The organism is Siccibacter colletis (assembly GCF_000696575.1).
Taxonomy (GTDB): Bacteria; Pseudomonadota; Gammaproteobacteria; order Enterobacterales; family Enterobacteriaceae; genus Siccibacter; species Siccibacter colletis.
Genome location: NZ_JMSQ01000015.1, coordinates 84,955 through 108,582 on the forward strand (window position 1 = coordinate 84,955; position 23,628 = coordinate 108,582).

Below are 23,628 nucleotides of genomic sequence, written 5' to 3' on the forward strand. Positions count from 1 at the left end.
GAGCTGTCATGTCACGTCCTATTACGGCGAGCCTGAACCTCGAGGCGCTGCGCCAGAATTTACAGCTTATCCGCCGCGCCGCGTCCGGGGCGCGGGTCTGGTCGGTGGTGAAAGCCAACGCTTACGGTCACGGGCTGGATCGCGTCTGGAGCGCTCTCGGCGCCACCGACGGTTTCGCGCTGCTTAATCTTGAAGAGGCTATTCTGCTGCGCGAGCGCGGCTGGAAAGGGCCGATCCTGATGCTGGAAGGCTTTTTCCATGCCGATGAGCTGGAACTGTTCGACAAATACCGGCTCACCACCAGCCTGCACAGCAACTGGCAGGTGAAAGCCCTGGCCAGTGCGAAGCTGCACGATCCCATCGACGTCTACCTGAAGATGAACAGCGGCATGAACCGACTCGGTTTCGCCCCGGAGCGGGTACACAGCATCTGGCAGCAGCTGCGGGCGATTCCCAACGTCGGCGAGCTGACGTTAATGGCGCATTTTGCCGATGCTGAAAAGCCGGACGGCATTATCGAACCGATGAAGCGCATTGAGCAGGCCGCCGAGGGGCTGGCGTGCCGCCGTTCGCTGGCGAACTCTGCCGCCACGCTCTGGCATCCTGAGACCCATTTTGACTGGGTGCGTCCGGGCATTATTCTCTATGGCGCCTCGCCGAGCGGGCAGTGGCAGGATATTGCCGCCAGCGGCCTGAAACCGGTCATGACCCTGAAGAGCGAAATTATCGGTATTCAGACCCTGCAGGCCGGGGCCTGCGTCGGCTACGGTAGCCGTTTCCGGGCACAGGGCGAGCAGCGCATCGGTATCGTGGCGGGGGGCTATGCTGACGGCTATCCGCGTCATGCCCCGGACGGCACCCCGGTGCTGGTGGAGGGAGTGAAAACCGGGATTGTCGGGACGGTGTCGATGGATATGCTGGCCGTGGATCTGACGCCGTGCCCGCAGGCGGGAATTGGCAGTCCGGTAGAACTCTGGGGCGAGGAGATTAGAATTGACGACGTGGCGGTCGCCAGCGGCACCGTGGGGTATGAGCTGATGTGCGCCCTGGCCCCACGCGTGCCCGTCGTGACGTTGTAACTTTTGGCCGGGGCGGATCACTCCGCCTCGTCTTCCGGGGTGCGCACGCCGACCTTGCGCACGTCGTTATTTTCCTTCTCTGCTACGGTCCAGATCATCCCGGCAAACTCAATCTGGTCGCCCACCACCGGTGCGGCCCCGAGTTTGCGCTGCACCATTTCGCCCAGTGTCTGCTGGGTATCAAAGCCCTCATCCAGATCGAGACCGTAGATCACCGCGATATCCGCAAACCGTGCGCTGGCTTCAAGAATAAAGTCGCCGAAGAAGCGCTGATCCAGCGCTACCGGCGGCGACTGGCTGAACAGCTTGCCGAGCGCTGGCAGGTCACGCTCGCGGCCAATCACGCACAGCACATCCCCTTCCTGCAGCCGGGTGCTGCCGGTGGGGTGCAGCAGGGTATTATCCCGGAACAGCGCGGCAATACGCGTATCTGCGGGCATATGCAGGTCGCGCAGAGCGGCGCCCACGCACCACTTGTCGGCGCTGAGCTGATAAACAAACTGCTCCCACGGGTTTTCCGGGTGAATATCCAGCCCGACGCGCGAAACCGGGCGGCCCACCGGCGGCACCACCACTTTTGCACGCTTCGCCGCCCAGCCGAGGGACGTCCCCTGCAACAGCAGCGAGACCAGCACCACAAAGAAGGCGACGTTGAAGAACAGGCGCGAATTCTCCAGACCGGCCATCATCGGGAAGACGGCAAGAATGATCGGCACTGCACCGCGCAGACCCACCCAGCTGATGAAGATGCGCTCGCGCAGGTTGAAGCCGCGGAACGGCAGCAGGGACGCAAACACCGACAGCGGACGGGCGATGAAAATCATGCAGGCCGAAAGCAGAATGGCCGGGAGAGCAATCGGCAGCAGATCCGAGGGCGTGACCAGCAGGCCCAGCACCAGGAACATGCCAATCTGCGCCAGCCAGGCCATACCGTCGAAGGTCTGCAGAATGCCGAAGCGGTTGCGGATCGGGCGATTCCCCAGCATAAAACCACACAGGTAAACCGCGAGAATGCCGCTGCCTTCCAGCGCGGTGGTAACGGCAAATACCAGAATACCGCCGCTCAGCGCCAGCAGGGGGTATAGCCCCTGCGGCAGGTCGATGCGGTTGATGGTCTGCAGCATCAGATAGCCGCCGCCAAGCCCCAGCGCGATCCCCAGGCCAAACTGCTGAATGATGTGCACCACGAACATCCAGTCGAGCTGAACGTGATGCAGCTTGATCATTTCGATAAGCGTGATGGTGAGAAAGACCGCCATCGGGTCGTTGCTGCCGGATTCGATCTCAAGCGTCGCGCCGACGCGCTCGTTGAGGCCTTTGCCGCCCAGCAGCGAGAAGACCGCTGCCGCATCGGTCGAGCCGACGATAGCGCCGATCAGCAGCCCTTCGATAATCGGCAGATTGAACAGCCACGCCGCGGCCAACCCGGTCAGACCGGAGGTAATAAGCACGCCGACGGTGGCCAGCGACAGCGCCGGACCGAGGGCGACCCGGAAGGAGCTGGCCTGGGTGCGCATCCCGCCATCCAGCAGGATCACCGCAAGCGCGAGGTTACTCACCAGGTAGGCGAAAGGGTAGTTATCGAACGGAATACCGCCGATACCGTCTTCACCCGCCAGCATGCCGATGGCGAGAAAGATGACCAGAATAGGGATACCGAGACGGGATGAAAACGAACTCAAAAGAATACTGAAGGTTACCAGTACCGAACCCATGATAAATAAACTAACGACCGCCCCTGCGTCCAAAGTGCATCATCTCCTCAAAGCAAATGTAAAACCTGATACCCGGTGTGATCAGACCCGCGGCAGCGCGGCGCGCGTGGTCTGCACCATTATGGGTATACCACAATTATCAACGAGGTGATTGTTCAATAAGCGTGGTGAATATGATTTTTCACTCAGCGCAGCACCGGATGGCCGGTCAGGGTAAGGGTGGTCTGCTCCCCGTCATGGGCTAAATGGCCCTGCGCCCCGAGCGGCAGCGTCACCGTCTGCGGCTCGTGTCCAAACGCCAGACCGCTAATCACCGGGATTGGCAGCCGCGCCCGCAGCCCGGCACACATCTCATTGAAATCATAACCCGCGTCGTAGTCGTTCGGTGACGAACCGCTGAAGCTGCCCAGCACCAGCGCGCGCTGCTTGTCCAGCACCCCGGCGTAGAGCAGCTGGAGCAGCATGCGTTCCACGCGGAACGGGTGCTCGTTGATATCTTCCACCACCAGAATGCCGCCCTCGATCGCCGGCATCCACGGCGTGCCCATCAGCGAGGCGATCATCGCCAGATTGCCGCCCCACACCTGGCCGCTGACCGTACAGGCCGGGCCGCTGCCCTGCCACGCAAGGGTAAAGGTCGGCTCGCGCAGCGCCAGCCAGAAGTGGTGCCGGGTGAAGGCATCGAGAGTCTCCGCGCCGAAATTTCCCGCCAGCATCGGCCCGCTGAAGGTAATGGCATTCCCTTTAGCCAGCAGCGCCAGCTGGAAGGCGGTAAAGTCGCTGTGACCGCAGATAAGCAGCGGATCGGCCGCCTGACGCGCCAGCAGAGCATCATAGTCCACGCCATCCAGCAGCCGGCTCATGCCATAGCCACCGCGCACCGGCATAACAATATCCACCGCGCAGGGAAGTGTAGCGAGTGCATTGAGATCCGCCAGCCGTTCGGCATCGGTTCCGGCAAAACGCTGGTGGCGACGCGCGATCGCTGTCTGATGCTCCACCCGATGGCCTTCCGCCTCCAGACGCGCCACGCCGCGCTGGGCAGCCAGCTGTTGCAGGCAGTAGCCTGACGGGGCAATCAAATGAAATACGGACATGGCAACTCCCTGCGTAGTGGTAAGAGGGAAATATGATGCCGCGTCGCGTCCGGCTTGTCATCCGCCGGTTATACTTCTGCCCAGCCGCTTCGCTGTCTGGGCATTTTGGGAGCGCGTGCCCTTGCGGCGCAGCGGCACCAGGCAGTATGTTGTGCGGGCCTGTTTATCTGATGTGATGAGGGAGTAAGCGTGAAGTTTAGTGGAATCATTGTTCTGATGTTGCTGCTGGCGGGCTGTAGCAGCAAGCCGGACTATAAAAGTGTGCCGTGGCAGGCCCAGGCGCCGACCAGCCGGGCACTGCAGTGGATGCCGTTCAGCGAGCAGGCAGGCGAGGAGTACGGCGTCAGCCCGCGCCTGATCACGGCGATTATCGCCGTCGAATCGGGGGGCAAACCCGAGCTGGTAAGCGCATCGAATGCGGTCGGTCTGATGCAGATTAAAGCCTCAACCGCCGGAAAAGAGGTCTATCGCCATATGGGATGGGCCGGACAGCCTTCGACCCGCGAGCTGAAAGATCCGCAGCGCAATATCGCTATTGGCACCGCGTATCTGAGCGTGCTGGAGCATGGCATCCTGGCGGGGATTGAAGATCCGCAGACCATGCAGTATGCGCTGGTGGTGTCCTATGTAAACGGCGCGGGCGCGCTGCTGCGCACCTTCTCGTCCGATCGCAAAGCGGCCATTGAGAAGATCAACGACCTCAGTCCGCAGGAGTTTTACCAGCACGTGGTAGACAATCATCCATCGCCGCAGGCACCACGTTATCTGTGGAAGGTCCAGCAGGCGATGGCAGCGATGTGATCAGCGAACGCGGCTGGCCTTCTCATGGGCCGCGCGTTCCAGCGAGAAGATAATGCGCTGCAGTTCACGCTCCGTCGCCGGGTTCACGTTCAGGAAACGGAAGCTCAGACGGGGCGTGCTGACGGTGTGGTTCTTGCTGTCCACAAAGGTGCGGCTGGAGAGCGTGAGCAGTTGCATATCGAAATGGTATTTCCCGCGATCCAGCAGATCGACCTCACAGTGCGGAAACATCATGCCTTCGGTCAGATTCTCCGGCATTTCCCCTTCTACCAGCGCCCCCATACCGCCAACCGAGATATCAGACACGCGAAAGCGCAGGCGGCTGCCGTCCGGCATCACGGCGGTACAGTGGCAGGCGGGTTGCACCGGGGCGCTGATACGGAAAAATTCGCGGCGCTGAACGAACCACAGCGAGGCGGGCAACGGGGTAATAAACGCCGGTAGCCCCTGATACTCCCCGGCCTCCACAGCGGAAAGGGCAAATTCGACCTTCGCGCCGTCGGTTTCAGCCCCAACATCAATGTGTTCCGCACGTAGAATGCTCTGATTTTCCCAGGTCTGGCTGCCAAAATCGAGCACCAGCCGTTCGCTGCTGGCATCAAGGATACGGCTGATCAGCTGACCGCCGCTCCAGGACAGCCGCACCGGAACCTGCTGCTTTTGCAGATCCCGCAGCACGCCTGATATGGCAAGGGGATGTTGTTTTAAAAACTGCTCATTGTAATTGCTCACACCAGAAGCCTCGCCAGAATTTAAAAAGAATCTCAGCGCCAGTTATCGGCACTGAAGCAGAAAACTTAATACAAACTACTTAACTTTTTTGTAGCCCCACTTAATATCAATTCGTGATATTCCTCACCTTTTTCAATTCCTTGCCTATACTTACTTCACGGCGGCCTCAGCGTCTGGTCTGAGACGCCATCCGGAATCACAACAAAAGAGGACGTTAAACATGGGTATCCTGGCGTGGATTGTATTCGGCCTGATCGCAGGTATTATCGCTAAATTCATCATGCCTGGCCGTGACGGTGGCGGTTTCATTCTGACCATCATTCTCGGTATCGTGGGTGCGGTTGTCGGCGGCTGGCTCGCCACGTTCTTCGGCATTGGCGGCGATGTCACCGGCTTCAACTTAGGCAGCTTTATGGTGGCGGTTGTTGGTGCCATTGTGGTACTGGCAGTGTTCCGACTGCTGCGCCGCAACTAAGTCGTCATTTACAAGAAAACGGCCCTGCTGGGCCGTTTTTTTTTATCACCCGTCATCCCTGACGGTTGCCACTACCGTGCCTTCGGTCATTAATGCGTAGGGTGGGTAAGCGCAGCGCGCCCACTTTCGTATGGGGAGCTGGGGCGCAGGCTTACCCGCCCTGAAACACGAATACGCCGTTTTGATCAGAAGTCGTAGCCGACGGTTGCCACTACCGTGCGTTCGGCACCCCAGTAGCAGTTAGTGGTGTAGCAGCCCGACACGTACTCGCGGTCGGTGAGGTTATTGGCATTAACCTGCACGAACGCCCCTTTCAGGGCGCTGTTCCACGCGCCAAGATCCGCTTTCACCATCGCATCCATCAGCGTCACTGACCCGATACGGTTGCTGTTCTGATCCTCCGCCCACTGTTTACCGATGTAACGCACCCCGGCGCCGGCGCTGATGCCGTAGTCGAACTGATAGTGCGCCCAGAACGAGGCCATCTGATCCGGCGTCATCAGCGGCGTATTGCCGTCTTTGCCGCCGAGCGAATTTTCAAACTTGACGCGGTTCCAGGTGTAGCCCGCAATGGTGCTCAGACGCGGGGTGATCTGGTTGCGCGCTTCCAGCTCCACGCCCTGGGAGTGCACGTCCCCGGCCGCGTAGTAAGTGGCTGGCTCTACGTTCTCATCACGCTGGGAGACATCTTCCTGGGTGAGATCGAAGATGGCGATGCTGTACATATCACTGGTGCCTGGCGGCTGATACTTCAGGCCGGCTTCGTACTGCTCGGCGGTGCTCGGCTGCAGCAGTTCGCCGGTGGCGCTTTGCAGGATCGACGGCGTCAGCGCCTGGCTGTAGCTCAGGTACGGCGACAGGCCGTTCTCAAAGGCGTAGAGCACCGATGCACGGCCGCTGACCTTATCGTCTGAACGGCGATATGCGGTGTTAAAGGTATTGCTTACCTGCTTCGACACCACCCGATCGTAGCGCCCGGAGAGCGCGACGTGCCAGCGGTTCCACTCCAGATCGTCCTGCAGATAAACCCCGGCCTGGTAGTAGCGGCGGTTGTTGTCGTTGGTATAGGCATCGTTGATGACGTGACCCGTTTGCGTGGCTTCGCCGGTGAACGGGTTCAGAAGCGCGGCGCTGCCTACGGTGCTAAGAATATCATTACGGAAGCGGTGATATTCCGCACCCAGCGTCACGGTGTGCTTCACCTCGCCGGTAGCGAAATCGGCCTGCAGACGGTTATCGGTGGACCATGCATCGAGCGAGTCCTGCGAGCCAACGTAGCCGCGGTTCAGCAGATTACTGTCGCCGTCCCAGCCTTTCCGGTACACCTGGGCGAGATTCGCGTTGCTGTGGGTGTAGCTCCCGCTGGAGTGTAACGACCAGACGTCGTCGAAGCGGTGATTGAACTCGACGCTGTAAAGCTGTTCGCGGCGCTGGTAGCCATCGAGGCGGTCGCCTTCGTTGTAGCTGTTGGGCAGCTTGTGGCCGTTACGGGCATACAGCGCCCCTTCGATCGGCGCCGAACCGTGATAGCCGCCGGAGGGATCTTTCTGCAGGTAGGCGCGCAGCAGCAGGCTGGTGTCTTCGCTCGGCTGCCACAGCAGCGACGGGGAGATGGCGTAGCGCTCTTCCCGGGTGTTGTCGTACTGGGTATCGGTATTGCGCGTGATGCCGGTGATGCGGAAGGCCCACTGGTCGTTGATGGCATCGGTATAGTCGAAGGCACCGGATTTCGTGTTCTGCGTCCCGGCGGAGAGGCGGAAGTGGCCTTCAGAGCGGAACTGCGGGCGCTTTGAGGTCAGGTTGACCAGCCCGCCGGGGATAGTCTGACCGTACAGCGACGAGGACGGACCCTTGATTACGTCCACGCGCTCAATAAACCACGGATCGATCTGCAAAATATTATGGCTGCCGCCATCGCTCATCAGGCGCATACCGTCGAGGAACAGGTTATCGACGTCGCCGCCGTGGAAACCGCGCAGGCCGATGGCGTCGAAACGTGACGCGCCGCCGCCGATGTTGCTGAACACGCCGGGGGTGTAGCTTAGCGCTTCGTTAAAGTTGCTGGCACCCTGATCTTCCATCTGCTGACGCGTCACCACCGACACCGACTGGGCAGTGGTGATCAGCGGCTGGTCAGTTTTGGTAGCACCGGTGCTGCTCTTTACCGTATATCCCTCAGTGGGAGAGGTAGCGGTCTGCGCCGGTGCGGCGGTGACCACCACGGTATCTTCCGCCGCAAAAACCTGGCTGGTGGACAGCGCCAGCGCACACAGCAGCACCGGGCGCTTAAGTTGAAAAGCCTTCGTCATGTTCATATCCCTGGAATCAAGGTGGCAAAACAGGCCCGCCGCACGGTGAAACCGGGCCGCAGACGCAGAAGTGAAAACAGAATGCGAATTATTATCGTTATTGTTTGTTGGTTTCAAGCGGTGAATGTTTGAAACGCGAAGCGTAAAGCCGTTGATTTACTGCGGATTTAACTGCAATCCCGCAGCACGTCAGGCGAGAGCGTAAAAAGGGGTAAAAACCCTGCTACCAGAAATGGTAGCAGGGGGAGGGGTTACTGCGCGGAAGCCGGGGCGGCAGTTTGCGGTTGTGCAGCGGGCTGCGCCGCCTGTGCTGGTGTCGTGCTCGGCGTGCTGCCCGGACGGGTTTCCGGCACCTCGTCGCACGGCGTCTCTTTGCCACACAGCAGATCGAGCATTTTCAGCGTCACGCCGTTGGTCCAGCCAAAGCCGTCCTGCAGCGGGTATTCACCGCCGCCGCCACCGGTGCCGGTAGAGCTGATATCATATTTCTCCACCAGCTTGTGCTCGCGGTTGTAGGTGTGCTGGACGTTGGTCAGGAAGCGCCAGGTGACGTCCATCGCCAGGTCCTTCTGCCCGTAGTTGATGAGCCCTTCGGTCGCCACCCACTGCAGCGGCGCCCAGCCGTTCGGGGCATCCCACTGCTGACCGCTGTTCACGGTGGTGGTTGCCAGCCCGCCGGCTTTCAGCAACTGCGCCCGCGTGGCGGCGGCTACTTTGTCGGCGCGATCCCGGGCAGCGGCTTTCACGTAGAGCGGATACAGGGCGGCTGCCGTCAGCTGATCGCGTACCGCCTGCTTGCGCAGATCGTAATCCGCATACCACCCCTGTTTGTCGTTCCACAGGTTGGCTTCAATTGCCCGCTGGCGGTCATTCGCCAGCGCGTTATAGCGTGCAGCACCCGCGCTGTCGCCTGCCGCAGTACTGGCGCTGGCAAGGGTTTTCTCCAGCTGATAGAGCAGGGCGTTGAGATCCACCGGCACGATGTGCGTGGTGTGTATCGACCCCAGCTGCTGCGGATTATCCATCCAGCGCGAGCTGAAGTCCCAGCCCGAGGCCGCTCCGGCACGCAAATCGCGATAGATTTCGGTGGCCGGGCGATCCGGGTTGTTTTTCGCGGTGGTGACATCATCGAGCCAGGATTCGGTGCGCGGTGTGTCGCGATCGTCCCAGTAGCGGTTCAGCAGCGAGCCATCCTTCAGCTTCACCACCCGTTTGTGCGCTTCGCCCGGAGCCAGCGCATCGCTGCCTTCCATCCAGTACGCATACTCTTTTTTGAGCTGCGGCAGGTATGTTTTCAGCGCGTCCTTATCGTGGGTCGCCAGCAGTTCGACCATAAAGGAGAAGAATGGCGGCTGGGAGCGGCTCAGGTAGTAGCTGCGGTTGCCGTTAGGGATGTGTCCCCAGGCATCGATCTCATGGGCGAAGTTCGCCACCATGTCTTCGATATTGTCCCAGCGCCCACTTTCGGCAAGGCCCAGCATGGTGAAGTAGCTGTCCCAGTAATAGATCTCGCGGAAACGTCCACCCGGCACCACGTAGGACTCCGGCAGCGGCAGCAGGGAATCCCACTTGCCGGCGGTATCGGTGGTGCGCGTCAGCACCGGCCACAGGCCGTCAATATGCTCGCGCAGGTTCTGGCCTTCCGGCGGCACATACTTTTCGCCCTCGGCAGGGAGCGTGAAGTTGACGTTGACGAAGTGGCGCAGATCGAAGCCGGACTGGTTACGCTGCATGCGATAGTCGGCCAGAATCATCAGCGGATCGCTTTTTGGCACCGCGTCGGCAAAGGTTTTCTGATCCGGGAACAGCTTCGCACTTTGTACCGCAGTAAAGAGTGGGCCGAGCAGCACGTCAGGCGGCTGCGGTTGACTCTGTGCCTGGGCTTCCTGTGCCAGCGCAGTCGGCGTGGAAAGCATAAAGAACGCGCCACCCAGAGCCAGTTGTACGGCAAACAGCAGCGAGGTGGAACGACGCAAAACGGGTGTAGTCATCGATAAATCTCCTTTTCGGGTGGGTTGCCGAACCCACTGCGATTGCGATCAACCCAATGAAAACCTTAGACGAATTTTGCCGACGCGGGGGCGCGCTGCGCCATTTTTGTCAGCGCGGTGCGCTAAAATGCTGCAGGCCCGTCACCAGCGCCTCGCACCAGCCGCTGTAATCATGTCCGCTGGCGGTGGGATGAAAACTGACCGGGTAGCCTTTGCTGCGCAGCACCTGCTCAAATTCAAGATTGTTCAGGTAGATGCCGTTGTCTGGACCGTCGATCTCGAACGTGCCAGCCTGCAGCCAGAAGCGTATCGGCTTGCGTGGCGCACGCTGGTATTCCCGGGTGAGCCAGCTGGCGGGTTCACCTTTCGGCGCCCACCAGTAAGATCCGGAGAGGCTCAGGACGTTGCCGAACAGTTGCGGATAGCGCAGGGCCACCCATGCCGCGGCGAGGCCACCGTAGCTGGAACCGGAAAGGATCGTGTGCGAGGCATGCAGGGGCAGCCCACGGGCGCTCAGCCAGGGACGCAGCTCCTGCGCCATCACATCGGCAAATACCGGGTTCGGGGTCAGCTCCTGAGCGCGGCGCGCCAGATCGAGGCTGTCGATCAGCACCAGATTGACCGGAGGGAGTTCGCCGCGGGCAATAAGCGCATCCAGCACGTTAACGATGCGCTGCTCCTGCTGGTAGACGTTGCCGTCGAACAGCATCAGCGTCCATGCCGCGGCCCGATGCGGACGATAGATCTGAATATCACGCTCGTTGTCCAGTCGGTCGCTGTAGAAGCGGCTGCGGGTCAGTGCGCCTGCGGTCAGCGGATGTGCCATCGCTGCGGCAGTGCAGTCGCGCTGCCGGGTGAGATCGAGTAAGGACGCGTGGTTCCAGCGGTCGTGGGAACCCGGTTTGCCGCTGCGCGGGTTGAGCGGATCGGCCTGGGCATTGACCAGAATCGCGCGATGCTGCGCGAGGGGCGAGTCGGGTATTGCCGGTACGTCGGGGGAAAAACGGTACTGCATCAGCGTATCGGCGGGGACAACGAAGCTGCGAAACCAGACGTCGCTGTCGGCAAGGCGAAACAGCGGCACCTGATCCCCCGCCGGGGAGCCAAACAGGTAGACATTGCGCTGGTCGCCGCGCCACAGGAAGGTCACCCGCTTGTGGCGCGCATCGTAAGGCTCTATCAGCGGCGTGCCCCGGGTCGCTATGCTGCGCCAGAACGCCTCGCTGCTTTCCCCGGCGGCGAGGCGGGCGCTGAGACGTTGCAACGTGGGGCTGACCGGAGCCGGAGTCTGGCGACGCTCAAGGGGCGTGGCGGCCCTGATATGCCAGCTCAGACTCCACGGCTGGTTTGGCTTACCGGAGAGGCGCAGGGTTGTGGTCTGCTGTTGCGGTAGCGCGAACAGCAACTGATGATTACCTTCTGACGGCCCGTGGCGCAGCAGCTCGCGATATGGCTGCTCCCCACGCCGCAGCCCGGCGTCGATGGCCCCGCTTAATTCAGCGGTAACGTAGTTCTCAGCGACTACCGGCAGGGTAAAGCAAAGTTTACCGCTGGCATCAAAGTGCCCCTGTTTTTTGCCGGTAATGGGCAAAGGCTCGCAGGCCAGTGCTTCGCCCGAAGCCATCAGCGTTCCGGTCAGTAATCCCAGCGTGATCCAGTTCATGCGCATCACCTTCATCCGATGAAAGCCGTTACGCTAATGTAAATGCGAATTATTTGCAACTGGGTGCGGCGTTACTGCCAGGTGAGATCGACAGAAAACGTGTGTGCGCTGGTGGTGTAACCAGTATTCTGAAAACTGGTGCTGTCGATATTACCAAACGGAACCTGAATATTGCGCTTACTTAGCTGACAGCCAACGGAACTGGTAACGACATTACTGGTGCCATTCCACAATGGCGGTCCGGAAAAATTATATCCCCCGACACAAAAAAGTTTGTGCCTACAATTGGTATCGTTGTAATTTTCCCGGCTTGCGTTTCGTTTTTAGTTTTTACAACTACGACGCTCCCTGTTATATCGAAAGGTTCGGTAGCGTTAGTAGGTATCTTATTCTGCAACTTGCGTGCTGGTTGCACGTAACCTGTGAAAAAAATCCACGCCGTAGCGTGGATGGTAAGCGTACATCAGCGTGTCAGGATTGTGGATTGAGCAACCAGGTACCCGGTGTGCCGATGGTCAGCCTGACGCTGCGCGACTGGCTGCGGCTGCGCAGTTCAATCTGGTAGTTGCCGGGAGCGAGCTGCACAAAACCGTAGCCGTTAGCGGCAGGCACCACCTTCTGAACTTTATCATTGACGATCAGCTGTTCGCCCTCGTACATGCGCACGTAGACCCGGGCCGTGCGATCTTCATCGGCTGGGGCAGCGCTGTCTGCAGCAGGCGCTGCCGGGGCAGACGCGGGGTGTGCCGGTGCCGGGGGGGCCGCCTGCTCAGGCGCGCTGCCACCGCCAAAAATCAGCGCACCGGCAATCACACCCACCAGCACGCCGGCAGCGATCTGCAGCGGCGTCAGGTAACGTTTCCAGGCAGGCTGCGCGACCTCGGTTTTTTCTTCCTCTACCGGCACCAGCATAGTGCCCGGGCGGGTAATGCCCGGCGCGCTGCTGGCGGCGGACGGCGTAATATCCGCCAGCTCGGCGAAGGCGGCGATTGACTGCGGGCGATCTTCGGGCTTCAGCGCCAGGGCGCGATCCACCGCGGTTAACAGCGCGGTGGAGTAACCCTGCGGCTGCAGCTCGGTCAGCGGTTTGCAGGTGTCCTGAATGCTGCGCGTGACGCTGGCCGGCGGGCAGGTGCCGGTAATCAGGGTATAGAGCACCGCCCCCAGGGCATAGATATCGGTCCAGGGACCAATCTGGCTTTCCAGGTCATCGGTGTACTGCTCAAGCGGCGCGAAGCCGGGGTGCAGCAGGCTTTTGCTGTTATCGGCAATGCCGGTCAGGTTGCGGCGCGAGGCCCCGGAGTTGAGTAGCAGCGGAATGCCGCTGTCCTGGATCTGAATGCTTTTCAGGGTGATGTCGCGGTGAATGTAATCGCCCTGGTGCAGGGTATCCAGCGCCCCGCACACCATCGGCAACATGCGGCGGATCCAGGCTTCGTCGATGGTTTCAGGCTGCTGCTGGTGTAGCTCCGCCAGGGTAATGCCGCTGTAAAAAGGGGTGGCGGCGTAAGCGGTTTCGTTAATCAGCCAGAAGCGCAGTACCTGAATCAGGTTAGGGTGGTTGAACTGCGCCAGCTGGCGCGCTTCCTGCACGAAGTTGTTCAGTCCACTGGTGAACGCGGCGGTATCCTGTTTGCTGCGCAGCACCAGGTTCATATCGTCGTTACGCACCGTCAGCGCGCGGGGCATAAATTCCCGCAGCGCCACCTGGCGCTCCAGATGCCGGTCCCAGGCGCGGTAGACGATGCCTTCGTTGGTGGAATCAACCACTTCCTGGATTTCAAACTCATCAAACTGATAACCGGGCGGCAGAGCATCGGGAATGCGCGGGGTGATATCGTTGTTTGTCATGGTGAAAGATCTCTGCTCGATAATAACGAAAGTTCAGGTTTATTTCTGCGCGCGCCAGGCGCCAACCGCCGGATCGCGCAGCTGCGGGTGCAGAGAATCAATCAGCAGCAGCGTGATGGTGATATCCGGCTCAAGCCAGGCTGACCAGAACTTGCGTACCTCGTTCAGGCGCGCCTGCAAACGCGGCTCGTCGAGAGCCATGTCGCGCGAGACCTCTACCGCCACGGTGCCGGTGGATTGCCAGCCGTTGAGTTGAGGGTTATAGGGCAGAATCATCCAGCTTTGCGGGGCGTGCTCGTTGCTCACCACCATGCGTTCATTATTCAGGGTGGTGATAAGAAGGGTATCGGCATTGGCATCGCGACGCAGGCCCACCACCGGGAAGCCGTGCACGAAGGTCATTTCCAGCCGCTTTTCACCGTGCTGGCCGCGCTGAACCACTTCACTACGCCCGTTTAGCCAGCCGCCTTTTTCACACTTACCGTCAGGAATAAACAGCGCTGAGGTGTTGGCATCGCCCTGCCAGAAGGTGCGCAGATGGCAGCCGTCTTTAAGGGTGAACTCCAGCCACGGAGTACGATCGGCAAGGGGAGAGAGATCTTCGGCGCGCTCACCGCTATTGGTTTCCAGTGCCGGGCCAGGGGCGATGGTGATCTCCCACTCGCTGGCTTTGGTGGCGGTTCCTTGGGCGATGGGTTTGTCCTGCGGGGTGGTCAGCTGCCAGTTCACCAGCTGCAGCCTGGCGCACTGGCTTTCCAGCAGCGCCCCGAGACGCGGCATAAAGGCGTTTAAGATGGTGGCGTCCTGTTCGCCGTTGGCGACGATTCGCAGCGGCAGTTCGGCGGCGCACCAGCTTTGCGGCGTGTTATCGCTGATGTTGTCGATCCAGACGTCCAGCTTCTGGGAAGGTGACTGCACGATACGGTAATTCCCTGCCCAGACGCTGGAAGATGCCAGGAGCAGCGCCAGACCTGAAAGCCAGACTTTCATAAAAATCCTTCTTAACCTGAATGAGTGATGCCGAAAAGCGGTGCCGTTGCGTCGAATTTACCGGGCACAAGCGGATAAGCGTCCGGTAACTGCTTGTTTTACCGATTTTCACGCTAATTTTCCAGGGCTATTTCTGATAGACATACTGCAAATTTCATGCGCCGGGGTCGGGGAGGCCCGGAAACATGGCACCAGGCGAAGCGGGTAACGCCCGGTACCATGCAGATATTGCGCGTGGTGTTTAATCGATAATCCAGGTACCGCTGTTGGCGTTCTGACAGGCTTTGCTGGCACCGTCGATCGCCACGCAGGTTGATTTCTTCGCGGCACGACGCGGTTTCGGACGGTCGCTTTTGATGGTCTGCGCATACAACTCGCTTTTCACCAGCGCGCGCAGCGGCACGTAGCCAATAAGCTGCTCCTGATCCTGCTCGGCCACTGCCAGCCAGTTATGCTCCACCTGACCCAGTACGGTGTAGGTCTGGCCGTTTTCCAGCTGGGAGATCACCTTGCCGCCGAAATCGGGCTTGCTCATCACATAGCCGGGATAGAGCGCGCGGTAGCTGGCATTAACCGGGGTGAACTCCGTCGGGGGGCTGACGGCGTAACGGTGCGTGAGGGTCACGCCGTTAATTTCACTGGTCACAATGGTATCGTCGGTCATTTTGGGCGCGGGCGCTTTACAGCCGACTACGCTGGCAACAATAAGAAGTGCTAATACATTACGCAATTTCATCGTGACTTTCCCTGGATAGATGGTGTAAACCCGACTGCCGTGGCGTGCGGGAGTGAGGCGCAAGAAATGCCACGACGGGGAATCAGCCCGGTCGATGCTGTCGCCGCCGTTCATCAGGAATTGTTTCCCGCTGAACCAGCACGTTATCGCCCGGGTAATAAATGATAGCCGTGATTTTACATAGCCTGATTGACAATTCAATGCCGTTATTGCCCCGGCACAGCATTAAATGCGACCTGTGGATTGCGGCGGCAAAATAATGGCGATGGCGGCAGTCAATTTACGTCCAGGCTGGTAATGATAAGCCAGACTTTATTAATAATTCCGGTGAATTATTCGCGTGCCGTCTTGCTTATCACCGCCACCGATTCACGCAGGATCAGCGTGCCTTCATGACGCCGTGCGCTGCTGGGTTCGTCGGTGGCCAACAGAATGCGCACCGCGTCGCTGATCATCTCATCCATAGGAATGTGTAGTGTGGTTAACGCGGGTGTGTAATAGCGGCCAATAATCGAATCATCGAATCCGGCAAGGGAGATATCCTGCGGTATACGGCGCCCGGACTCGCTGATGGCTTTCGCCGCGCCGATGGCCATATCGTCATTGGCGGCCAGCACGCAGGTCACCGCAATACCGCTTGCCAGCAGCATGCGTCCGGCTTCGTAGCCGCTTTCAGTGGTCCAGCTGCCCGGCAGGATCAGCGCCTCATCACAGGCAATACCGGCTTCGCGCAGCGCGTCCTGATAACCGGCAAGGCGGCTGTCACCGGTGGGGGAATCGGGCGCGCCAGCGATAAACGCGATGCGCTGATGGCCCTGGCTAATCAGGTAGCGCGTCATGCGCTGGCTGCCTTCCCGGTGATCGACGAATACCGAACTGGCGCGGTGGCGATTAAGCTCGCGGTTGATCACCACCACCGGCACGCTGGCGGTATCGATCAGCGTGTCCAGCTCCTCAACGCTGAGAAACTTAGGGTAGATCATGATGGCGTCGCAGCGCAGCTGCTGGAGAAAGGCGATGGCGTCGCGCTCATCCTGGCTGCTGTTTTTGCCGTCGGCGAGGATCAACTGGCGCTGGTTGCGTTCGCTGAGGGTGGCGGCCTGATAGATCATGCCGGAGAAGAACGGGCCGTTATACAGGCGGTTGGTGATCACCAGCCCCACCGAGTTAGATTCGCGGGTCGCCAGCTTGCGCGCCAGCAGGTTAGGGCGGTAGCCCGTTTCGGCAATCGCCTTGTCGATGCGCGCTCTCACCTCGTCGCTGACGAACACTTTGCCGTTCAGCGCCCGGGAAACCGTGGCTTTTGAGACGCCAGCTTTTCTGGCGACGTCCAGTATTGTGACCATAACATCCTCAGTAACAGTGACGCATCGCGCCGGGCAGTGCGCCTGACGCGGCGGGGACATCATAGTGCAGGCGGTGCGGTGCGCCAATGGCGGGCGCGCTACGCTGTGCGCTGCGCCCGCCCTGGGTCACCGGTCGAGGCTATGCCAGCTGCATCAGCGGCATCTGCTGACGAATATCGCCCGCCTCGTGCAGCTTCGTCAGCCGGAAATCGTCGCTGTTGACCACCAGCACCGGGGTGGTGAGGTCGTAACCGGCCTGCACAATCGCCTCTCTGTCAAACTCCAGCAGCGGCGTCCCGGCCTTCACCACATCGCCTTCTTTTACCAGCGGCCGGAAATGCTGACCCTGCAGCTCGACGGTGTTCAGCCCGACGTGGATCAGCAGCTCCGCGCCATTGTCGCACGACAGGCCAATGGCGTGGTGCGAGGCGATCAGGGTCTCAACCCTGACATCGCAGGGTGCCACAACCTGGCCCGTGCTGGGGCGGATGGCGAGGCCATCGCCGAGCGCTTTCCCGGAGAACGCCTCATCGTTCACCGTTTCCAGCGCGATCACCTCGCCGTTGAGCGGGCTGAACAGGCTCAGGCCGGAGGTCGCCGCCGCAGGCGCAGCGATCGGTGCGGCGGCCGGTTGCTGCGGCTCCGCTGGCGTCAGGGTTTCTTCCTCTACCGGATCGTCAAAGCCCACGAACTGCACCATAACAATTGTGAGAATAATGGCCGTGGCGCTGCCCACCAGCTCGCCGATAAACGACATCGGCGCCTCCGGGCTGATGGCATTCACCAGCGTGAACAGCCCCGGCAGCGCCGCATACGCGTAGTAGAGCGAACCAAACAGGCTGGCGACCACCGCACCCACTGCGCCGCCGATGCAGCCGCAGATAAACGGCTTCTTGAAGCGCAGGGTCACGCCGTAGATGGCAGGCTCGGTGATACCGAAGATTGCGGTCACGCCCGCGGAGAGCGAGGTGGCTTTCAGGGCGCGGTTGCGGGTTTTCAGGAACACGCCGAACACCGCTGCCATCTGGCCGATCACGGCGATGGTCTGGTACGCCTGGAAGGAGTCATAGCCCTGGGTGTCGAAGTTGGCCATGATCACCGGGGTAATCCCCCAGTGCACGCCAAAGATGACGATGATCTGCCATACGCCGCCGATCAGCGCCGCCGCCAGTGCCGGAGCAGTGTCAAACAGCGCGTTGTAGCCACCGGCAATGGTCATCGCCACCCAGTTGGTGACCGGGCCAATCACAATCAGCGTCAGCGGCACGATAATGACAAAGCACACCAGCGGGGTAAACAGCGGGCTTATCACCTCCGGCAGCAGGCGCTCCACGCGCTTCTCCAGCCACGACAGCGCCCATACCAGGAACAGCGGCGGCAGCACCGATGAGGTATAAACCGTTTCGGAGAGTGGGAAGAACAGAAAGCTGATGCTTTCGCCATTGGCGATGCGGCCCGCCATCGCGGTCCACTCCGGGTTGATCAGGGCGCAGCAGCACAGCAGGGCGATAAACGGGTTGCACTTGAAGTGCCGCGCGGCGGTGATGGCGATAAACGCCGGCAGAAACGCGAACGGGGTCCAGGACATAAAGTTAAGGATGCTGTACGCCCCGGAGGTTTTGATGCCTTCGTCAATCAGGCCGACAACGATCAGTATCCCCTGCAAAATCCCGGCAGCGGCAAGGATATAGACGATGGGAGCAAACACCGCCGACATGGTCGCGATCACCGCATCCAGCCAGCGCGTTTTCTGCTTGCTCTCGCCGCCGCTGTGGTTTTCTCCCAGCAGGCCAGACATTGCGCTGAACACATCGGCGACGTGGGTGCCGATGACCACCTGGAACTGTCCGCCGCTCTCCACCACGGCGATCACTCCAGGTAAATTCTGTACCGCGCTTTTGGCAGTGGCAGGCGTTTCATTCAATACCAGGCGCAGACGGGTGGCACAGCGGGTAAAGCTGACGATATTTTCCTCGCCTCCTGCCTCGCGCAGGATATCACCGGCTAACTTATTGTAATCCCTGATAACAGCCATGTTATTCACCTCTGGTTTTAGTTATCGGTTGCGTGACGTTGTGTGTGAAACCGGTTTCATGCTAACAACGGATATATTCTGTGCAACCGGTTTCATGGCGGAGTGTGGGCTGACTCACAGAAGTGATCCCTCAGCATTCGGGCTGAGGGATGATGCGGAAGGGGAGCAAAAAAGGGTTACGGTTTATGGGCAAGCCCGGCACGCAGCGCATCGAGAAATAGCGTCATGCTCTGCGTCTGGTGGCGGTTGTGAGGAAAATAGAGATACAGCCCGCGTGATGTCAGGCTCCAGTCATCCAGCACGCTGACCAGCCGACCCTCCGTAAGCCAGGGGCCGGCGCTGAGATCCGGCACGTAAATCACGCCCAGCCCGGCGCAGGCGGCTTCAATCATCAGCTGACTGTTATTAAGGGTGATGGATCCCGGCACATCGAGAGAAAAGGCCGCATCGCCGTTGATAAATTCCCAGGCGTAACGCCGACCGCCCGGCAGACGCTGGCGGATGCAGACGTGGTGCAGCAGATCCTGCGGCACGGTAAGCGGTGGGGCCTGCCGCAGGTAGCCCGGTGAGGCGAGGGCCAGAAAGCGAATGCTGTCGCTCAGCCGCACCGCCACCATGTCCTGAGGAATGTCTTCATAGAGCCGGATGCCCGCGTCAAAGCCCTCCTTTATCACATCGCTCAGCTGATTATCGGCAACCAGATCCAGCTCAATACCGGGATAGCGCTGGCTAAATTCAGGCACCACGTCCGCCAGCAGCAGGCGCAGCGCGGCCTCGCTGCCGTTGATACGCAGCGTGCCGCCCGGGCGGTTACCCATTGAGGTCACGCTGCTCAATGTGTCGTCCATATCGCGCAACAGGGGAACCAGACGCTGATAAAGATGCTGGCCCGCCTCGGTAAGCGACACGCTGCGGGTGGTGCGATGGAACAGGCGCACCTGCAGCAGCGCCTCCAGCCCCTTGATGGCGTGGCTGAGCGTAGAGGGTTTCATCCCCAGAAGTTCTGCGGCGCGGCGGAAATTCGTCTGCTCGGCAACGGTAATAAACATCACCGTTTCGTTCCACGAAGGTCGTTTCATTGATGAAATATCACCACTAATACAGGCCATTTAGTGGGCATTATCATATCAGCGATTGCGCTGTACGCTGAAACAGAGTTAATCAACGGGAGCGAGCAATGAAAAGATGGCTGATTACCGGGGCATCCTCCGGTCTGGGTTATGAGTGTTGTCAGCAACTGCTGCAGCGGGGCGACAGCGTGGTCGCAACGGTGCGTAAACCGGGAGCGCTGGACGCGCTCAGCGCCCGGTACGGCGCGCGCTTACAGGTGATCCTGATGGATGTGACCGACAGCGCGGCGATTCGCACCGGGGTTGAGCAGGCTTTCGCGGGTGGCGCGCGCATTGATGTGGTGATCAGCAATGCCGGATACGGCCTGTTCGGGGCGGCGGAAGAGCTGAGCGATGCGCAGATCGCGCGGCAGCTTGCCACCAATCTCACCGGCTCGATTCAGCTTATCCGCGCCGTCATTCCCCGGCTGCGTCAGCAGGGCGGCGGGCGGATTGTGCAAATTTCTTCTGAGGGCGGGCAGATCGCTTATCCGAATTTCAGCCTCTATCACGCCACGAAGTGGGGGATCGAGGGCTTTGTTGAGGCGGTGGCGCAGGAGGTGGCGGCTTTCGGCATCGATTTTATCCTTGCTGAACCTGGCCCGACGAGCACCGGGTTTGCCAGCGGGCTGGATTACGCTGAGCCGCTGGCGTGCTATCAGCAGACGGCTTCCGGCGAGATGCGGCGCGCGCTGGCTTCCGGGGAGTTTGCCATCAAGGGGGATGCCGCGCGCACGGTGGCGCTTATCATTGCCCATAGCGATAGCCCCCATCCGCCGCTGCGTCTGCCGCTGGGCAGTACGGCGTTCACTCACATCCGTGACGCGCTGCGTCAGCGCCTGAATGAAATGGAGCCGCTGGAGCAGGACGCGTACCGGGCAGACGGCGTATAACCGAACCCCCACGCCGCAACGTGGGGGCTGCGAATTACTTACAGGCCACCAGATCCTGCATCTGTTGGGCGTTGGGCAGACCGACAATCTGCTGCAGCGCCCGCTCTTTGTTGAGGTAGTAGATCGCCGGGGTGCCGTTGGCCCCCAGCGCTTCCATCAGCTGCTGGTTATGCTGGATCTGCCGGAATATCGCCGGCGGGGTGTTGCTGTTGAGCGCCGGTTTTACCTTGCCGTTGGAGGATTCCAGCGCGTGCCAGGTCTTTTGCGGGTCGCTGGACGCAAGCACTGCCGCGGCGTACTGCCCGCTGTCCGGGCGGATCACCCCCACCAGCAGCGTAGTGGTGCTGATGCTGCCATCCTTGATGTACGGCTGCGCCTGATGCCAGAACTTATTGCAGTAGGGGCAGAACGGGTCAGAAAACACCACCACCTGGCAGCTGGCCTTGTCGCTGCCCTCCTTAATGCCCGGTGCGGCGCTGAGCTGCTTCCACATTTCGCGGCCGGCCGGCAGGTAGATCTCTTCGTTGATGATCTTCTCGCTGAGGTTGTTGCCCGCCGCGTCGTACATGTAGCCGGAGATAACATGTTTTTTATCCGGCGTCAGGTACATGGTCACCCCGGTGCCCTGGAATGTCCCCAGCCAGCCCTGAGTGCCGTCCGGCGCGGTAAAGGGTTTGATAATCTCAATCCCCTGTTTTTCGATTTGTTTGATCGGTTCCGGCAGCGGCGTGGTTTGCGCCTGGGCGCTGAGGGTTGCCGTCAGGGCGGCGAGCATAAGTGTCTTTTTCATTATTTTATTTCTCCAGGTGAAGCCGCACCGGCGCGGGCCAGGGCGTTCAGTAAATCATCTTTATTCAGCAGCGGCGACATCACGCTGCCCTCAGGCGTATCAGGGCCAAACACGGCGTTGAAGGGAATACCGCTGGCACCGTGACGGCGCAGGAAGCGCTCGATCTCCGGCGACGGCTGGCTCCAGTTACCCTGAAGCAGCACCACGTCCGGCGCATTCAGCGCCGCCACCACATCGGGGCGATGCAGCACCAGCAGCTCGTTAACCCGGCAGTTCAGGCACCAGTCGGCGGTGACATCCACCAGCACGCGTTTGCCATCGGCCACGGCGTCATCCAGCGCCGTCTGGCTGAGCGGCTGCCAGGCGAGTGGGCCGTCATCTTTACCGGCCGGAGGTGGCGCGAGAAAAGCATACACCGCCGCCGCGAAGGCTACCCCGAATCCGAGACTGCGCAGTGACTCCCGGTGGCGCGGCAGCCGGGCGGCACAGCGGTAGAGGAAAAATGCCACCATCGCGCCGCCGATGAGCAGCACGGGACGTGCGCCCCACGGCGCAATCAGCAACGACATCAGCCACAGGCTGGAGCCCAGCATCAGCACTACCAGCGCCGCGCGCAGCTTACTCATCCACGGACCCGGCTTCGGCAGCCAGCGCGCCACGCCGGGGAACAGGGTGACCAGCAGCCACGGCAGGCTCATCCCGACGCCGAGCGTAATGAAGATACCCCACAGCTGCGGCAGCGGCGCGGCCAGTGCGAAGGCCACCGCAGTCCCGAGGAACGGCGCGGTGCAGGGCGTCGCCAGCAGAGTCGCAAACGCGCCTTCAAGGAAACTGCCACCGATGCCGGTTCCGCCGGCGGTTGCCAGCCGGGTGCTCAGGCCTGACGGCAGACGCAGCTCAAACATGCCCGCCAGGCTGAAGCAGAACAGCCAGGTGACCAGCGCCATGGTGGCGATAAAGGCCGGATGCTGAAACTGGAAGCCCCAGCCCACCCACGCACCGGAGAGGCGCAGCCCGGTCATCAGCGCGGCGAGCACCAGGAAGGAGAACAGCATTCCGCCGCTGGTGGCGAGAAAACGCAGCCGGACCAGGCGGCGCGGCGTACCGGCCAGCGTCATCACCGACGCCAGTTTCATCCCCATCACCGGCAGCACGCACGGCATCAGGTTCAGGATCAGCCCGCCGAGCAGGGCCACCGCCACCGTCTGCCAGAAGGCGAGGGGTGAACTGACATCCACCTGCATCTGCTGGCTGCCGCTGCCAGTGCTCAACACCAGCGACAGGGGCGGCAGCGCGGCAGCGCGCAGCGGTTCGCCCTGTTCATCTGCTGCCCGAAAGCGCGCGGTGAGCCTGTTGCCATCGGTATGCAGTTCAGGCACCGACAGCGTCACGCCCGGCGGATTATCGGGGAACAGATCCGGCTGCGGCCAGCCGTCAGGCGAGGTGGCGCTCAGAGTTATCGTTGCGCTGGCGGTAGTGACGTCGCGCAGCGTAATGGCTCCGCGCTCAGCGGGCACCGTTGCCATTGCCGCCTGCCAGTCGTCAGCAAAGTCGGCGGATGACGCAGTCGGGAGCGCCACCGCCAGCGGCAGGTCGCTGACCACACACAGATTACTGCAGGTGGCGAGCGTCAGGGTGCCGCGCAGGGTACCGGAGGCTGAGGTGGCCACTTCCAGCGGGAAAGTGACGCGATCCTGATAGCCCACCGAACTGAAGCTGGCGGCGTCGAAGCGCACCGGGCGCGGCCAGTGCCAGTGAGTTTGCGACCCGTCAGCCCAGGCGATGGCAGGCTTAACGCCGCCGTCACCGGGTGTACGCCAGTAGGTTTTCCAGCCCTGATCCAGCGTGACGTCAAGCAGCAGGCGCACCTTACCGTTGGACGGCGCGTCCGCGCGCACCGCGACCTGCGCATGGGCATTATTGGGGGACGGCAGCCAGCCGGGGGCCGCTGCCGCACCGGCAGACAGGCATAACAGCAGAAGCCACAGGCTTCTGAACAGCATTTTCATAAATTTT

General features: G+C 60.9%; 17 protein-coding genes and 2 pseudogenes. 5 read left to right on the top strand and 14 right to left on the bottom strand.

The window, feature by feature from the left end:
• Positions 1-8: 8 nt before the first annotated feature.
• Positions 9-1,079 carry a catabolic alanine racemase DadX gene (gene dadX / locus ET34_RS0115435; protein ID WP_031523544.1) on the top strand — a complete coding sequence of 357 codons (1,071 nt, stop codon included), beginning with the start codon at positions 9-11 and terminating at the stop codon, positions 1,077-1,079.
• A pseudogene (locus ET34_RS23250) lies at positions 1,040-1,162 on the top strand (hypothetical protein); the annotation flags it as partial. The gene dadX and the pseudogene ET34_RS23250, both read left to right, overlap by 40 nt.
• On the opposite strand, the pseudogene ET34_RS0115440 reads toward ET34_RS23250, so the two are convergent.
• A pseudogene (locus ET34_RS0115440) lies at positions 1,115-2,827 on the bottom strand (potassium/proton antiporter); the annotation flags it as partial. The pseudogenes ET34_RS23250 and ET34_RS0115440 overlap by 48 nt on opposite strands.
• Positions 2,828-2,979: 152 nt before the next feature.
• Positions 2,980-3,891, bottom strand: a complete 912-nt coding sequence (ldcA, locus tag ET34_RS0115445; protein ID WP_031523549.1) for a muramoyltetrapeptide carboxypeptidase — start codon at positions 3,889-3,891, stop codon at positions 2,980-2,982.
• Positions 3,892-4,080: 189 nt separating this feature from the next.
• Between ldcA and emtA the strand changes: the two genes are divergently transcribed.
• The gene (gene emtA, locus ET34_RS0115450) at positions 4,081-4,692 is read left to right on the top strand and encodes a membrane-bound lytic murein transglycosylase EmtA (protein WP_072002043.1); all 612 of its coding nucleotides are present in this window, start codon (positions 4,081-4,083) and stop codon (positions 4,690-4,692) included.
• On the opposite strand, the gene ycgR is transcribed toward emtA, so the two are convergent.
• Positions 4,693-5,424: a flagellar brake protein YcgR gene (gene ycgR / locus ET34_RS0115455; protein WP_031523553.1), complete on the bottom strand. Its 732-nt coding sequence runs from the start codon at positions 5,422-5,424 to the stop codon at positions 4,693-4,695. It abuts the gene before it with no gap.
• 220 nt (positions 5,425-5,644) lie between these two features.
• On the opposite strand from ycgR, the gene ET34_RS0115460 reads away from it, so the two are divergent.
• Entirely contained in the window at positions 5,645-5,899 is a 255-nt protein-coding gene (locus ET34_RS0115460; RefSeq protein WP_031523556.1) for a GlsB/YeaQ/YmgE family stress response membrane protein, read from the top strand.
• 185 nt (positions 5,900-6,084) lie between these two features.
• Here ET34_RS0115460 and ET34_RS0115465 read toward each other — a convergent pair whose 3' ends face one another.
• The 9 genes from ET34_RS0115465 to ET34_RS0115505 all read right to left on the bottom strand — a co-directional run bounded on the left by ET34_RS0115465 (position 6,085) and on the right by ET34_RS0115505 (position 19,899).
• Entirely contained in the window at positions 6,085-8,208 is a 2,124-nt protein-coding gene (locus ET34_RS0115465) for a TonB-dependent siderophore receptor (RefSeq protein ID WP_031523558.1), read from the bottom strand.
• Positions 8,209-8,459: 251 nt separating this feature from the next.
• Positions 8,460-10,199 (bottom strand): alpha,alpha-trehalase, encoded by a 1,740-nt coding sequence (locus ET34_RS0115470; RefSeq protein ID WP_031523560.1) that lies wholly within the window; start codon positions 10,197-10,199, stop codon positions 8,460-8,462.
• A gap of 109 nt (positions 10,200-10,308) precedes the next feature.
• Positions 10,309-11,862: an alpha/beta hydrolase-fold protein gene (locus ET34_RS0115475; protein WP_152548405.1), complete on the bottom strand. Its 1,554-nt coding sequence runs from the start codon at positions 11,860-11,862 to the stop codon at positions 10,309-10,311.
• A gap of 471 nt (positions 11,863-12,333) precedes the next feature.
• A complete protein-coding gene (locus ET34_RS0115480; protein ID WP_031523564.1) occupies positions 12,334-13,713 on the bottom strand; it encodes a serine/threonine protein kinase in 1,380 nt (459 codons plus the stop codon).
• 39 nt (positions 13,714-13,752) lie between these two features.
• A complete protein-coding gene (locus ET34_RS0115485) occupies positions 13,753-14,703 on the bottom strand; it encodes a hypothetical protein (protein ID WP_031523565.1) in 951 nt (316 codons plus the stop codon).
• 241 nt (positions 14,704-14,944) lie between these two features.
• The gene (locus ET34_RS0115490) at positions 14,945-15,439 is read right to left on the bottom strand and encodes an SH3 domain-containing protein (protein WP_031523567.1); all 495 of its coding nucleotides are present in this window, start codon (positions 15,437-15,439) and stop codon (positions 14,945-14,947) included.
• Between the two features lie 332 nt (positions 15,440-15,771).
• Positions 15,772-16,785: a LacI family DNA-binding transcriptional regulator gene (locus ET34_RS0115495; protein WP_031523569.1), complete on the bottom strand. Its 1,014-nt coding sequence runs from the start codon at positions 16,783-16,785 to the stop codon at positions 15,772-15,774.
• 139 nt (positions 16,786-16,924) lie between these two features.
• Entirely contained in the window at positions 16,925-18,820 is a 1,896-nt protein-coding gene (locus ET34_RS0115500) for a beta-glucoside-specific PTS transporter subunit IIABC (RefSeq protein ID WP_031523571.1), read from the bottom strand.
• Positions 18,821-18,996: 176 nt separating this feature from the next.
• Positions 18,997-19,899, bottom strand: a complete 903-nt coding sequence (locus ET34_RS0115505) for a LysR family transcriptional regulator (RefSeq protein ID WP_031523572.1) — start codon at positions 19,897-19,899, stop codon at positions 18,997-18,999.
• A gap of 98 nt (positions 19,900-19,997) precedes the next feature.
• Here ET34_RS0115505 and ET34_RS0115510 point away from each other — a divergent pair, with 98 nt between their 5' ends.
• A complete protein-coding gene (locus ET34_RS0115510) occupies positions 19,998-20,822 on the top strand; it encodes an SDR family oxidoreductase (RefSeq protein ID WP_031523574.1) in 825 nt (274 codons plus the stop codon).
• Between the two features lie 34 nt (positions 20,823-20,856).
• Here ET34_RS0115510 and dsbG read toward each other — a convergent pair whose 3' ends face one another.
• Both dsbG and ET34_RS0115520 read right to left on the bottom strand, forming a co-directional pair.
• The gene (gene dsbG, locus ET34_RS0115515; RefSeq protein ID WP_031523576.1) at positions 20,857-21,612 is read right to left on the bottom strand and encodes a thiol:disulfide interchange protein DsbG; all 756 of its coding nucleotides are present in this window, start codon (positions 21,610-21,612) and stop codon (positions 20,857-20,859) included.
• Complete coding sequence (locus tag ET34_RS0115520) at positions 21,612-23,621, bottom strand: protein-disulfide reductase DsbD family protein (protein ID WP_031523579.1); 2,010 nt, start codon at positions 23,619-23,621, stop codon at positions 21,612-21,614. The genes dsbG and ET34_RS0115520 overlap by 1 nt, the downstream gene beginning before the upstream one ends.
• Positions 23,622-23,628: the final 7 nt, after the last annotated feature.

What these genes read in the sequence shown, in the direction of transcription:
- dadX (WP_031523544.1), top strand. Translation starts at nt 9, where the DNA reads ATGTCACGTCCTATTACGGCGAGCCTGAACCTCGAGGCGCTGCGCCAG.
- ldcA (WP_031523549.1), bottom strand. Translation starts at nt 3,891, where the DNA reads ATGTCCGTATTTCATTTGATTGCCCCGTCAGGCTACTGCCTGCAACAG.
- ET34_RS0115460 (WP_031523556.1), top strand. Translation starts at nt 5,645, where the DNA reads ATGGGTATCCTGGCGTGGATTGTATTCGGCCTGATCGCAGGTATTATC.
- ET34_RS0115465 (WP_031523558.1), bottom strand. Translation starts at nt 8,208, where the DNA reads ATGACGAAGGCTTTTCAACTTAAGCGCCCGGTGCTGCTGTGTGCGCTG.
- ET34_RS0115470 (WP_031523560.1), bottom strand. Translation starts at nt 10,199, where the DNA reads ATGACTACACCCGTTTTGCGTCGTTCCACCTCGCTGCTGTTTGCCGTA.
- ET34_RS0115475 (WP_152548405.1), bottom strand. Translation starts at nt 11,862, where the DNA reads ATGAACTGGATCACGCTGGGATTACTGACCGGAACGCTGATGGCTTCG.
- ET34_RS0115480 (WP_031523564.1), bottom strand. Translation starts at nt 13,713, where the DNA reads ATGACAAACAACGATATCACCCCGCGCATTCCCGATGCTCTGCCGCCC.
- ET34_RS0115485 (WP_031523565.1), bottom strand. Translation starts at nt 14,703, where the DNA reads ATGAAAGTCTGGCTTTCAGGTCTGGCGCTGCTCCTGGCATCTTCCAGC.
- ET34_RS0115490 (WP_031523567.1), bottom strand. Translation starts at nt 15,439, where the DNA reads ATGAAATTGCGTAATGTATTAGCACTTCTTATTGTTGCCAGCGTAGTC.
- ET34_RS0115495 (WP_031523569.1), bottom strand. Translation starts at nt 16,785, where the DNA reads ATGGTCACAATACTGGACGTCGCCAGAAAAGCTGGCGTCTCAAAAGCC.
- ET34_RS0115500 (WP_031523571.1), bottom strand. Translation starts at nt 18,820, where the DNA reads ATGGCTGTTATCAGGGATTACAATAAGTTAGCCGGTGATATCCTGCGC.
- ET34_RS0115505 (WP_031523572.1), bottom strand. Translation starts at nt 19,899, where the DNA reads ATGAAACGACCTTCGTGGAACGAAACGGTGATGTTTATTACCGTTGCC.
- ET34_RS0115510 (WP_031523574.1), top strand. Translation starts at nt 19,998, where the DNA reads ATGAAAAGATGGCTGATTACCGGGGCATCCTCCGGTCTGGGTTATGAG.
- dsbG (WP_031523576.1), bottom strand. Translation starts at nt 21,612, where the DNA reads ATGAAAAAGACACTTATGCTCGCCGCCCTGACGGCAACCCTCAGCGCC.
- ET34_RS0115520 (WP_031523579.1), bottom strand. Translation starts at nt 23,621, where the DNA reads ATGAAAATGCTGTTCAGAAGCCTGTGGCTTCTGCTGTTATGCCTGTCT.